We start from the raw sequence: 12,299 nt of genomic DNA, 5'->3' as shown, positions 1-12,299 counted from the left end.
TCAGTGAGAAAGCCACCCAATGGGTGGCTTTTTTGCGTTTGGAGCACGTCATACTGTAATCCTTTTACCTCCACTGTCACCACTAACCCCATTGATGGCTCTTTCTCGCCAATCCTGTGCCAGCGAACTGCATATTGGTAGCAAATATATTGAGTAGAGATAAAGGAATGACTCACCATTAGACATTATTTTAATGTTTGATACCATTTTATATGGAATGACTGGTATTTATTTTTTATGGATAGCAATCTGTATCTAAATAACATAATGGTTTAGATCGCTTTATCATACAGAGTACTCGATATCAATTTTATCTACTTATAGGTAAATAACTAGCAAAAATAAAAAAACTTTCTGGTATTGATAGGGGGAATGGATGATATTGATTACCTACATTTTAGGTATTTTTACAGTTCAAATATTCAGATTTATAGAGGTATAGGTTATGGGTAGTCAATACATGGAAAATATCATCCTCACCAATGATGAAAGAGAGCTTTTTGGCTTGGAATTGATATCCGCTAAATGGGATAGAGTTGAAATCAAAAAAGGGATGGTTGTTTATTTTGATGGTGATGCTATCTGTAAAATTATTTATAACTATGAGCATAGTGGTGAGGGTTTTATCAATACCCTATATATTGAAGAAGATAATTTGATTAAAACGAGAAATAGAGAGTTTGTTTTGCCTAGAACAGCAAAAGGCAAAGAGAAAAAATTAAATTATACATCGATTAATGGAATGAAAAGTACGGGTTGTCGTTTTAGTTTAACTTTAAGCACTTCAGGAATTGGTGCGACGTTAAATGTGACGAATAGCCAAAATAGCCTTCGTTTACCTATTCCATTTCCTCAGCAAATTGGAACTGTTGATGCGTTTCGCCAATGGTTAGCCACATTTGTGTCTTCAAGAGATGAACGTTATTTCTCTAAAGTGGAACGTATGAAAAATGCCCCACGAAAAAATGTTAAATATAAGAATGGCGATATTTTTTGTTATGAAATAGACCTAGAATATTATGGATTTGCTCTGATTATAGGTCAGATCACTAAGATAAAAAAAGCAGGCGTGCTGAAGCAAGAGCATATTTGGAATGATCTCATGACGGTTCCCTTAATTGTTCGAACGTATCAGTTCAAAAGCCAAGAAAAAAATATGCCTATTGAAGAAATTATACAGCACAGCTTATCGGATTCATTTTTCATGATGGATGACTATGTTATGAGAGGTGTATACGAGATTATTGGAAATAAACTTTTAACTGCCGATGATATTGATTTTCCCATTCAAGCGGGAAGATCACTATCTAATGACTCTTTTACTCGATTATGTTGGGGAGTTGGAATAAAAAGCCATCCAAATGAACACGCATCAATGCTACCTAGTGGTATTCAAGATATGGAATTGTTGAGACATGGTGTTAATTTTGGTGTCAGTTTTTCAGAAATAAAAACAGTAGAAAGTCGTAAAACACCGTTGGAAAAACTGGCTTTTGCTCATTTTGGTATATCTGAAGATATAACATTTGATGATTTTAATCGGCAATTCGGCGGTATGACTCGTGAAGAATACGCGCTATATGCGAATAAAAAGTAGGGAGCAAATAAATTTGCTAAATCATTACTGGTTCTTATTTTAAACTTTGATATAAACTATACCCAGCAACGGCTCCAGCGACATCATAAGCAAAGTCATGCCAGCTCCATCCCGTACCATTAGGTCGACTGTCATACAGCTCTTTTGCCGCTCCTAGGGTAATGGAAAATAAAACGCCAAATTGCGCAGCATCTCGATGTTGCCAATTTTGCCTATCAGCATAAGCATTGCCGGCCATCGCCATTGCGGCTGAAAAAGCAAAATGCTGTGCCTTATCCTTACCTTGCCAATTATCATTTGCCCAGTGGGCCCCTGAACAGCCTGTTATCGTAAAAATTAAGCCAATAAGTAAATAAGATAATAATGTTTTTAGCAGATTCATTTGTTTATCAACGGGTCTAATATAAAAAGCACCACAGTCGTGGCGCTTTTTATAGATACAAGATACGGATAAATTACAAAATACGACTGATTAAGCGGTCTACTCTAATTCGTCTTAAGCGGCGAATGAGTTTTTTCACTTTGATTGGATAGGTTTGGATACTATCTAATTCACGATAATGACTCACAATTTTTGTATGAGTGCGAATACAGTCAAGTTCATGCTGACGCTGCTCTTGCATCTCTTGATTTGGGTCGTGAATTAAAACCGCATTTTCAAGATCCAATCCCCACGCTCGTGGGTTAAGATTATTACCTGTAATAAGTTGCCATTGGCTATCAACCCACATCCCTTTTAAGTGATAAGTATTATCACCATCTTTCCACAGGCGAATTGTTAATTGCTTACTATCAACAAATTTTTGTAAGCGGCTAACAAACCGCCGTAGATTAATCTCATAGAGGTACGGCAAAGCCCCAATAATTTTAAATGGCTCTTCAGGGGGAATATAGAAATCATTAGCAGTTTTATCACCAATAATAATTTCCACCTGCTTACCTTCACGTAATAGTCGGCTAATAATCCTAACTAATACGGCTGGAAGATTGAAATAAGGGGTACAGATTGTGAGTTTATTTTGTGTTGAGCTCATTAGATGGGTAATTGTTCGGTTTAGGTCATTTTTTTTGCCTAAACCAACTAGAGGCGTGACGGCTAATTCACCATTAGTTGCATTACCCTTAAATTGATATGAGCTTCCTCTAAGTGAAAGACGGAATTGTTTGATGATATTTTTGAATTCGGCGGTTTTGGGTCTGTTTGCCTTATTCAATAGCTGAATCGCATCCGATTTTAGTAAGGCATCATCAATATAAGTCTTCATTGATGTCGTTAATGCCTTATTTTTGATCAGCTGATACCGGTCGTAGCGATATCTTTCATGGCGCTGTAGATAGACATCATTAATACTAGCGCCACTGTACAATAAAGTATCATCAAAGATAAAACCTTTTAGATGCAAGACACCTAAGGCTTCCCGTGTATTCACAGGAATACCATAAATAGGGATATCAATGTCCGGGTATTGTTGCGAAACATCATAGTACCAGTCTGCATTCGTTGAATTAGCGGCTGCACCAATTCTTCCTCGTTGCGCACGGTGCCAATCAACAAGTATTTTAATCTCTAATGATGGATTCGCTTGCTTAGCGGCATACAGTGCATGAAGAATATCTTTACCTGCATCATCTTGCTCTAAATATAACGCAGTGATGTAGATGCAATGTTGAGCAATAGATATTTGTTCAAGTAGAGCATCACGAAAATCTTCTGTCTTATATAGCGTTTTAACATCAGCAATAGACTGAGCCAGTTTAGGTAAACTCGCTAAATATTGTTGATGTTTTGCTTGTTTTAATTTTGACAACATCACAGTGTAAATTTTCTCTTAATTAGTCTAATAGCAAATCGCTTGTATAAATATACTCTCAGGTATTGGTAAGCGAATGATCTGTCGATGATAGCATACTTAGCCAAACCATTTAGAATAAATTAAAAACCTGTTTAATTGTTGTACAGGTTTATTTAGGCTATCGGGTTATAAATGTAATGTTAAGTTTACAACCCCATCTTCAAATTGAACGTCAATCTCGAAACCTAACTTTTTCGCTAGGCTGATCATATTACGGTTTTCGGGCATCGTGATTGCTGTCAATTTTTTTATACCATGTGAACGGGTGTAGCTCAGTAATTTAGTCATTAATTGATAGCCAAGAGTTAGCCCTTTCATATCCGATCTGACGAGAACCGCAAATTCTGCCTCTTGGTTATCAGGATCTGCCATTGCGCGAGTCACCCCTATAATTTCAGGGTTTGAATCAGGATCCCTAACAGCCACGAATGCCATTTCGCGGTCATAATCAATTTGCGTCATATTGGCGAGATCATCATGCGTAAACTCACTGATTTCACTAAAATAACGATAATAAAGATCCTCTTTAGTCACTTGCTCAATAAATGATTTTAATAGTGGTTCATCTTCCGGCAATATTGGTCTTAGCAAACAAGTGAGATCATCTTTGAGTGAGATAGTTTCTTCTAGTTCGCTTGGATAAGGGCGGATCGCTAACCTTGATTTTTGGTTCTCTTGCTCTGGAATTAATGTCATTGAGACATCAAGTAAAGTGAATTCATCTCCAGAGGCGAGTAACGGATGAATATCTAGTCGTGCAATATTTGGGCAATCAATAATTAGGTTTGAAACCCTCACCAGCAAACTCGCCAGCCCTGGGATATTGAGTGGTGCCAGTGCACTGCGCGCTTTGATTTTATAGCCTTTAATGGCTTGAATAACTAAGTATCGCGCTAGGGCCAAATTCAATGGTGGTAAAGCGACCGCAGCTTGGCTCTCTTGTTGCCATTCAATACCGCCTTCCCCTAGCATAATTAATGGGCCGAAGACGGGATCAAGTTCAACGGCAATACGCAACTCTTGGGCGCCAGCACGGTTCGCCATACTTTGCACCAGTAAACCTTCGATACGTGCATTGGGGAAATTGGTGGATACACGCTCCATAATGGCTTTAGCAGCATCTCCCACTTCTTTAGCATTACGTAAGTAGAGCATTACCCCTTGTACTTCTGATTTATGCACAATATCTGGTGAACGTAACTTTAATGCGACGGGGTAGCCAATTTTCTCTGCAATTTCAATTGCCTCATCACTAGAATGAGCTATCCAAGTCGGTAGGCTGTTTAAACCATAAGCCTGTAAAATAGGCTGAACTTCATGTGTGTCTAAGTGTAAGTTGTTATTTTGTAGAGCCTGTTGAATATATTCATGTGCTTGCTGAGTGTTGGTTGTGATACCAATTGGAAGCGCTGGCGTTTCTTTTAACTGTTTTTGGTTGCGTCGGTACTCGACCATATGCATGTATGCGGTTATCGCGCCTTCAGGTGTACGATATGTTGGTATCCCTGCTTCACTAAAGAGCCGACGTGAGGTTTGTGATGAGTATTCGCCACACCAGTTAGTTAGTATGGTTAACCACTTACCTCTTGGATGCTGCTTAATGGTTTTGATGACTTTTTCTGCCATTGTCTTGCTTTCTGTTATGGCGCTAGGTGTATAGATCAATAACAGTGCATCATGGTCATGGCTATCGAGCATTTTGTTCAATACGTTAATATAGCGATCAACGGTGGCATCATCACCTAGGTCGATAGGATTTTGGGTTGAGAGGTCAAGGGGAAGGAGTGAACTAAGTTCATTTTCTGTTTCTTGACTTAAGGTAGCGAGCTTACCGTTTCGTTGCAGTAGCTCATCTAAAGCCATTGCCGCAGGGGCAGCACCATTACTAATGATAGATAGTCGTTCTCCCCGTAGAGGCGTCATATAGCTTAGGGTTTCAACCGCAGAAAACATTTCATGAGTATCTTGTACTCGAAGCAGCCCTGCACGCTGGATGGCCGCATCGTATGCCGCATCAAGACTTGGTTTTTCACCGAGTAGTTGTTGAGCTTTTCGGGTACGACCGCTTTTTATTACTAGAATTGGCTTATTCCGTGATGCGCTACGTGAGGCGGAAAGAAAACGACGTGCATCGCTAATATTTTCAAGATAGAGCAAAATAGCACTCGTTTTACTGTCGCGAGCCAGATAATCCAGTAAATCATCAATATCGATATCAATGCTATCACCCAAGGCGATAAAGTAAGAAAATCCAATGTCTCGGTGGCGTGCCCAATCCAGTACGGTATTAGAAACGGCAGCGGATTGAGAGATAAAGGCTAATTTCCCTTTTAGGATTGGGATCGGTGAAAAACTCGCATTAAGCCCTTGCCATGGAGCCAGTATACCGAGGCTATTTGGACCGAGTAGCCTTATTTGATATTGTTGGGCGATTTTCTTGAGTTCAGCAAATTGAATTGAAGGAGATGATAAAATAATAACCACATTACAGCCATATTCACCGAGCTGTTTTAAACATTCAGGGTTTTTCGAATGGTGAGTACAGATGACCGCAAGATCTGGTTTTAAAGGCAATTTATCGATGGATGGGTAAGCCAGCACGCCAAGAATAGAGCTTCGGTTAGGGTTGACAGGGAGAATAGGCCCCTTAAAACCATTAGTTAATAAGTTTTTCATCATTACCGAACCTGCACGATTCGGATTTTCAGAAGCACCAATCACAGCGATCGATTTTGGTCTAAATAACGATTCTAACTGACTCAGTAAACCCATGGCAGATAACCTTTTGCTTTAGTGAGCGAAAATACCGTTCAAAGAATATTGAGAAGCCAAGTAATACTATGCCGTATCTGATAATTAGTGCTAGTTTATCCTGTTTATTTAATGGAATTATCTAATGATGTTCACGTTTTAAACTGCTAACTATCCTAAAGTTGCATGACGTTCATCTTTGTAGATAAACAATCGCTTATTTTTTCTACTCACTTTGAGTTAGCTGCTTTTCTGCTTGGCGCATTTGTGCGAGTGGATGATGCGGCTTGCCTTCCAAGTATTTGTCTCTAAATAGGTTAAAATGGTTGAAGAGCTGTTTAGAAGCGGAAGTATCTCCTGCTAGCTCAAGGAGTGTTGCTGCAACTTCTGCTGTGCAGTGTTGATCCTCTTTTGAAGGGGTACGCAATAAATAATCTGTTCGTGCTTTTGTATTGATTGATAATACAGGGATCTGGTCAAGATAAGGGCTTTTACGGAACATTTTGCGTGCTTCTGGCCATGTACCGTCTAATAAAATAAATAATGCAGGTTTATCTGAAACGGTTGGCTGGTTGACTACCGTTCTTCCACTTTGAGCATAACTTTCAGGGAAAATAATATAAGGCTGCCGTGTTGGGTCTTGAATCGCAGCAAGGAGTTGTGGGTCTGGATCGGTTCTTGACCACTGGAAAGCCAGCGTATTCGGTAAAATATCTGCGATCAGTTTTCCTGTATTACTTGGTTTAAAGACCTCTCCCTCATACATGATTAAACAGAATTGGCTCTTAGCGTGGACCGGAACAATTTCTTGGCACAGGCATTGTGGAACGGGAAGTAGGCAATAATGACAGCGTTTAACGCGACACCCTCGTGCTTTAAAGGGTTTCGTTGAGGCGGTCAGGCGTTCTTGGCGTAATGTATAAACGGCATTTTTAGTCATGTTGGGTGCAGCTTTTGATATTGTACGGTTTTGATAAAACAAAGCACGTATTGTACGTAAATCCGTTAAATGACGATAGAAGTATATTCGGCATCTTTTAGATGCAATAATAGCGTGAATCAGTGGCGTAGCTCGGCAACATCATGTAACCTTCGCGCCATAGCTTTGTAGGGGATAGCAATGAACGACTCGAATGATTTTAATGGTAAGAATGGTAAAGTAAAAGTGATGTATGTCCGTAGCGAAGGCCAAGATGCTGGTCATAGCAAAGGCAAGCGTCAACAAGATAATAAGCGCACGAATGATAGAAGAGGTGGCGGCGGACGTCGCAATGAGCGTTCAGGTCGTTTTGATGATAGAAAAAGCCAACCACCTCGTGAGCACTCCGCTTGGCGCACCGTATCGAAGCCAAATAGTGATGAGTTAATCCATGATCATGGTGGGATTGCCGGTAAAAGCCAGATTGACCCTGAGCAATTGCGTAAACAGCGTTTAGAAGAAACGCGTATTTATGGTGAAAATGCGTGTCAGGCGATGTTTAAAAATCGCCCAGAAGCGATTGTTCGTGCATGGTTCCTACAATCAGTCACACCTCGTTTTCGTGATGCGCTAAAGTGGATGGCTGCTAACCGTAAAGCATACCATGTGGTTGATGATGAAGAATTAACGAAAGCATCTGGAACAGAGCACCACGGCGGCGTCTGTTTTCTGATTAAAAAACGCGGTGGTATGAGTGTGGAAACTTATCTGCAACAAGCACCCACAAAAGATTGTGTTTTGGCGTTAGAAGATGTCGGTAATCCACATAACTTAGGTGGCATCATGCGTAGTTGTGCGCACTTTGGCGTGCAAGGTGTGATTTTACAAGATGCAGGCGTTGTGGAGTCTGGTGCTGCGATTCGAACGGCTGAAGGTGGCGCTGAACATATCAAAGCGATTGATGCTGATGGTCTGAGTAACACGTTAAGCCAATTCCGCCAAGCTGGTTATACGATTGTAACGACATCAAGCCATAAAGGTAGCCAAGATATTTCGAAGGCTAAGTTGCCTGCAAAAATGGTGTTAGTCTTAGGCCAAGAGCGTGATGGCTTGAGCGACAGCGTATGGAACGAGGGGGATATGAGCCTGTATATTGGTGGTACAGGTAAAGTTGAGAGCCTCAATGTTTCCGTTGCGACGGGGATTATGTTGGCACAATGGTGGCAACAGAATAAAGCTAACTAGTTATTTTAATTAATAAATAAAACTGCATATGAAAGGTGAAATTATCGCCAATTAATATGCAGTTTTTTTATTATTAGGCTCTAAGCAATGTGCGTACAACATTATTTGATGGAGAGATAGGAATGAAAATTCCGTCGTACTTAACCCATGATTTCCGCTCAATACAGGGTAACGGAGAATTGACCGAGGTTTATTTTGGCTCACAATCGACAGAGGATACGTTTGAAATTTGGTTCACGGGTGAGGTGGTTTCTGTCGATGAGGAAGCACAGCCTTATATCATGGAAACTGATAGTCATCCCCTAACAATAATTGCTAAACACTCTGTATCAGGTCAAACATTCTTGCTGTTTGATGGCACAATTCATGGGTATGATGCGATGTTTTGTGATCAACCTTATGATGAGCCTCTTGAGCAGTTATCACCAATAAAATATGACTTTCCCCCAGCGATTTTGAAGCTCTCCTTTTTTTATAATATTGATTATGAAGATGAAAAAGAGAGCTATGAGTTTGATGCAATGGGAAATGTTATGCTATTGAATGGGCTGAGTATGCCATGGGAGCAAGTCAAATGTGACGGTTTTGATGCCTTTGCACTTTCTGTGATTGATACGCAAGGTATAGAGCATGAAATTGTGAATTTAGAACTCGCTTAATAATTCAGTGAGATAATTTAGTTCACGGTCTAAAAACTCTTCTTTAGGGTAATTGCAGGAAAATGCTTCCAATATATGATTGATAAAAGATTTGATATCTAAACGCGTGAGAGGCGTGGGCTTGCTGATAATTTTATAAGCAGCTGAAATCTCATTTAAACTTAGACAATATTCATAGTAGCCTACCTGAATGGCGTCGCTAATTTGTTGGGGTAAAGTAGTAAAATCGAGATCATCTTCTTCAAGTTTTAGCTGCATATAAGTGAAAACATCTTCAAGAATATCAAAGGAATGTTCTTCTTGATAGCGATTAACATAGGTAATAAGTTTACGGCGATATTGCTCTGCTTCTCCTTCGCTGATTGAGTTAATTAGGGCAAGTAACTCGCTATTTTCAATCCATGATTTCAACATTTTTTTCCTCGTTATAGTGTATAAATACTGTCATGTTGGTGAATAAAATAAGGTCTCATATTGAATCTATGAGACCTTATTAATTAGAGTTTAGTGTGCTCCGCCACCTTTAGAGCCTGCGCCAAAAGGTGGTTTGGCGAACCAAACAATGACCATGAGCAAAATAAAGATCCCAGCAGATAACCAGAAAATCTCATTTGCAGATAAGATCAGCCCTTGGTCGGTAATTGTTTTCGCTAAATAGGCGGCACTTTGCTGCTCATTCATACCAATTTGGGCTAATTCACTGTACATATGTTGAGAATTTGGATTGTACGGGTTAATAAACTCCGTCAGATTCTCATGGTGCATCGCTTCGCGTTGTGTCCACATTGTGGTTGTAATGGATGTACCAATCGCACCCGCTAATGTCCGTGTGAAGTTAGATAAACTTGATGCTGAGGCCATTTTTTCAGGAGGAAGCCCTGATAAAGTAATGGTCGTCAATGGCATAAAGAAACAGGCAATCGCTAGCCCCTGCACAAATTGTGGCCATGCCGCGGCGGCAAATCCCATATCCGGCTCAAATGTATAAGCACGCCAATAGTAACAAACAGCATAAACAATAAAGCTAAAGGTTACGATATAACGCATATCAATGCGATTACCGAAACGTCCAATAATTGGTGTGATCAACAAGGGCAATAAGCCTACTGGGGCGGAAGCAAGACCCGCCCAGGTTGCTGTATAACCATAAACTTCCTGTAGGAGTTGGGGAAGTAGTACGATTGTTCCGAAGTAGAGCATATATGCAAGACTAAGCGATAAACAACCGATGGTGAAGTTGCGCTCCTTAAATAACGAAAGATCAATGACAGGGTGATCGTCAGTGAGTTCCCAAACAATTAAGAACGATATCGCAACAACAGCAATGACGGTCAGCACAATAATTTCAGTGGAATTAAACCAATCTAGCTCTTTCCCTTGGTCTAGCATGATTTGCAGGGCACCAATACCGATAACTAGCAGTACTAGCCCGATAGTATCAATGGGTTGAATAGAAATTTTGGTTTCACGCCCTTTTAGTGTCTGCATAATGGCAAAAATAATTGCGATACTAAATGGAACGTTGATAAAGAATATCCAACCCCAATGATAATTATCACTGATGTAGCCACCCAATATTGGCCCACAAATTGGCGCGATAACGATGGTCATTGACCAAAGCGCCAAGGCCATATTCCGTTTGGCAGGGGGGTAGTTATTGAGCAATAAACTTTGGGATAGGGGAATTAATGGCCCCGCAACCAGCCCTTGTAACACACGGAATAAAATCAGCATTTCAAGGCTGCCAGAGATACCACATAACCATGAAGTTAGTGCAAATAGGCCTGTCGACCATAAAAATAGCCTAACTTCACCAATCCTGCGGGCTAACCATCCGGTAATAGGAATTGAAATCGCATTTGCCACACCAAAAGAGGTAATTACCCACGTTCCCTGCGAGTTAGAGGCGCCAAGATTACCTGCAATCGTTGGAATGGCAACGTTAGCAATTGTTGAATCAAGTACTTGCATAAATGTGGCCAATGACAGAGCAATGGTCATCCACGCGAGTTTTGATCCTGTTAACGGTGTATTTGTCACAATTACACCTCGGATTATTTGTTGCCTGAGTTATTGTTAATAATCTCAGTAACTATTTTGTCTGCAGGAGACATATCTATGGCAAGTGCAGAGGTGTGATATGCAGGCGCTTCACGCATACCTTTTGATAGCACTTTGCCATCTTTATTAAGCGTGTCTACCGTCACTTCTGTCGATAAGCCAATACGTAATGGATATTGCTCCAATTGAGCCGGGTCTAATACGATACGGACGGGTAAGCGTTGAACTACTTTGATCCAATTCCCTGTAGCGTTTTGAGCAGGCAGTAATGAAAATGCGCTACCTGTTCCCATATCTAACCCTGCTACGGTGCCATTGAAAACAATATTTTTACCATAAAAATCAGTCGTTACTTTAACGGGCTGTCCAATGCGCATATCGGCAAGTTGGGTTTCTTTGAAATTGGCATCAATCCACATACCTTCAGAAGGAACGATAGCCATCAACGGTGTTGAAGTCGTAATTTGTGAGCCGACTTGTACGCTACGGCGTGAGACATAACCATCCACAGGGCTGACAATTTTAGTTCTCTGCAATGCTAACCATGTGTTCCTAACTTCTGTTGCGGCAGCTTCGACAGCCGGCTGTTTTTCGAGGGGAGTATCTAGAATGATCGCTTTGTTTGCATTGAGTTGCTCAATAGCCACTTCGAGCGCTGCTTTAGCGCTGACAACGGCTTCGCGAGCGTGTTGCAGTTCTTCTTTCCCGATTAGGTTACTGCTGCCAAGGACTTCACGGCGTTTTAAATCGTTTTGTAGACTAATTAGCTCAGAGCGCTTCATATCAATATTCGCTTGATATTGGCGGCTATTCACTATCTGCTGGTGGGTTTGACGAACGCTGTTTGCTAAAGTGGTTTTGGCTTTTTCTAATGCAAGTTGAGCATCTCGAGGGTCAAGCTCTACTAATACTGTACCGCTTTTGACGAAATCGGTGTTATCGACATTCACCGTCATAACACTGCCAGAAATTTGAGATTGAATTTGAACTTGGTTACCTGCAACGTAAGCGTTATCAGTCGTTTCATAATGGCGTAAAACAAGGAACCAGTATATTGCCCAGCCAACGCCAATAGCAATAAAAAGGAATGTGAGAAACATTAAAGCATTTCTGCGTTTTCTTTTTTTATTTGGTTGTGGATTTTGGGTTGGTTGCATTTCCTCATGGGCACTCATTGGGTGTTTCTCCGCTCATCGGCATTTTAGATCACGAAT

The 12,299-nt window shown here is 40.6% G+C and carries 10 protein-coding genes; 3 read left to right on the top strand and 7 right to left on the bottom strand.

Annotated elements, in window-relative coordinates:
• The first annotated feature begins 460 nt into the window (after nucleotides 1-460).
• Nucleotides 461-1,597 (top strand): immunity 26/phosphotriesterase HocA family protein, encoded by a 1,137-nt coding sequence (locus tag PR709_RS06865; RefSeq protein WP_272570837.1) that lies wholly within the window; start codon nucleotides 461-463, stop codon nucleotides 1,595-1,597.
• A 34-nt stretch (nucleotides 1,598-1,631) separates the two neighbouring features.
• Here the strand turns inward: PR709_RS06865 and PR709_RS06860 are convergent, their stop codons facing one another.
• The 4 genes from PR709_RS06860 to PR709_RS06845 all read right to left on the bottom strand — a co-directional run bounded on the left by PR709_RS06860 (nucleotide 1,632) and on the right by PR709_RS06845 (nucleotide 7,141).
• The gene (locus PR709_RS06860) at nucleotides 1,632-1,979 is read right to left on the bottom strand and encodes a YfiM family lipoprotein (RefSeq protein ID WP_014657697.1); all 348 of its coding nucleotides are present in this window, start codon (nucleotides 1,977-1,979) and stop codon (nucleotides 1,632-1,634) included.
• 73 nt (nucleotides 1,980-2,052) lie between these two features.
• Nucleotides 2,053-3,408 carry a CDP-diacylglycerol--serine O-phosphatidyltransferase gene (pssA, locus tag PR709_RS06855; RefSeq protein WP_004917572.1) on the bottom strand — a complete coding sequence of 452 codons (1,356 nt, stop codon included), beginning with the start codon at nucleotides 3,406-3,408 and terminating at the stop codon, nucleotides 2,053-2,055.
• A gap of 168 nt (nucleotides 3,409-3,576) precedes the next feature.
• Nucleotides 3,577-6,222: a bifunctional acetate--CoA ligase family protein/GNAT family N-acetyltransferase gene (locus PR709_RS06850; RefSeq protein WP_272570836.1), complete on the bottom strand. Its 2,646-nt coding sequence runs from the start codon at nucleotides 6,220-6,222 to the stop codon at nucleotides 3,577-3,579.
• Nucleotides 6,223-6,427: 205 nt separating this feature from the next.
• Nucleotides 6,428-7,141 (bottom strand): tRNA-uridine aminocarboxypropyltransferase, encoded by a 714-nt coding sequence (locus PR709_RS06845; RefSeq protein WP_014657699.1) that lies wholly within the window; start codon nucleotides 7,139-7,141, stop codon nucleotides 6,428-6,430.
• Between the two features lie 180 nt (nucleotides 7,142-7,321).
• Between PR709_RS06845 and PR709_RS06840 the strand changes: the two genes are divergently transcribed.
• Together PR709_RS06840 and PR709_RS06835 are read left to right on the top strand one after the other, a co-directional pair.
• Entirely contained in the window at nucleotides 7,322-8,365 is a 1,044-nt protein-coding gene (locus PR709_RS06840) for a tRNA/rRNA methyltransferase (protein ID WP_272570835.1), read from the top strand.
• Nucleotides 8,366-8,487: 122 nt separating this feature from the next.
• Complete coding sequence (locus PR709_RS06835; RefSeq protein ID WP_272570834.1) at nucleotides 8,488-9,024, top strand: hypothetical protein; 537 nt, start codon at nucleotides 8,488-8,490, stop codon at nucleotides 9,022-9,024.
• Here PR709_RS06835 and PR709_RS06830 read toward each other — a convergent pair.
• From PR709_RS06830 to emrA, 3 genes are all read right to left on the bottom strand, one after another.
• On the bottom strand, nucleotides 9,010-9,438 hold the full coding sequence (locus PR709_RS06830; RefSeq protein ID WP_004917584.1) for a hypothetical protein: 429 nt from the start codon (nucleotides 9,436-9,438) through the stop codon (nucleotides 9,010-9,012). The genes PR709_RS06835 and PR709_RS06830 overlap by 15 nt on opposite strands.
• Before the next feature lie 90 nt (nucleotides 9,439-9,528).
• Nucleotides 9,529-11,064, bottom strand: coding sequence for a multidrug efflux MFS transporter permease subunit EmrB (gene emrB / locus PR709_RS06825; RefSeq protein ID WP_036943452.1), 1,536 nt, complete (start codon nucleotides 11,062-11,064; stop codon nucleotides 9,529-9,531).
• Nucleotides 11,065-11,078: 14 nt separating this feature from the next.
• Complete coding sequence (gene emrA, locus PR709_RS06820) at nucleotides 11,079-12,260, bottom strand: multidrug efflux MFS transporter periplasmic adaptor subunit EmrA (protein WP_004917588.1); 1,182 nt, start codon at nucleotides 12,258-12,260, stop codon at nucleotides 11,079-11,081.
• Nucleotides 12,261-12,299 lie beyond the last annotated feature (39 nt).

It is taken from the genome of Providencia sp. PROV267 (assembly GCF_028477825.1).
Taxonomy (GTDB): Bacteria; Pseudomonadota; Gammaproteobacteria; order Enterobacterales; family Enterobacteriaceae; genus Providencia; species Providencia stuartii.
The sequence above is the reverse complement of the archived record's forward strand: the minus strand, read 5'-3'. Positions and strand labels throughout refer to the sequence as shown.

What these genes read in the sequence shown, in the direction of transcription:
- PR709_RS06865 (WP_272570837.1), top strand. Translation starts at nt 461, where the DNA reads ATGGAAAATATCATCCTCACCAATGATGAAAGAGAGCTTTTTGGCTTG.
- PR709_RS06860 (WP_014657697.1), bottom strand. Translation starts at nt 1,979, where the DNA reads ATGAATCTGCTAAAAACATTATTATCTTATTTACTTATTGGCTTAATT.
- pssA (WP_004917572.1), bottom strand. Translation starts at nt 3,408, where the DNA reads ATGTTGTCAAAATTAAAACAAGCAAAACATCAACAATATTTAGCGAGT.
- PR709_RS06850 (WP_272570836.1), bottom strand. Translation starts at nt 6,222, where the DNA reads ATGGGTTTACTGAGTCAGTTAGAATCGTTATTTAGACCAAAATCGATC.
- PR709_RS06845 (WP_014657699.1), bottom strand. Translation starts at nt 7,141, where the DNA reads ATGACTAAAAATGCCGTTTATACATTACGCCAAGAACGCCTGACCGCC.
- PR709_RS06840 (WP_272570835.1), top strand. Translation starts at nt 7,322, where the DNA reads ATGAACGACTCGAATGATTTTAATGGTAAGAATGGTAAAGTAAAAGTG.
- PR709_RS06835 (WP_272570834.1), top strand. Translation starts at nt 8,488, where the DNA reads ATGAAAATTCCGTCGTACTTAACCCATGATTTCCGCTCAATACAGGGT.
- PR709_RS06830 (WP_004917584.1), bottom strand. Translation starts at nt 9,438, where the DNA reads ATGTTGAAATCATGGATTGAAAATAGCGAGTTACTTGCCCTAATTAAC.
- emrA (WP_004917588.1), bottom strand. Translation starts at nt 12,260, where the DNA reads ATGAGTGCCCATGAGGAAATGCAACCAACCCAAAATCCACAACCAAAT.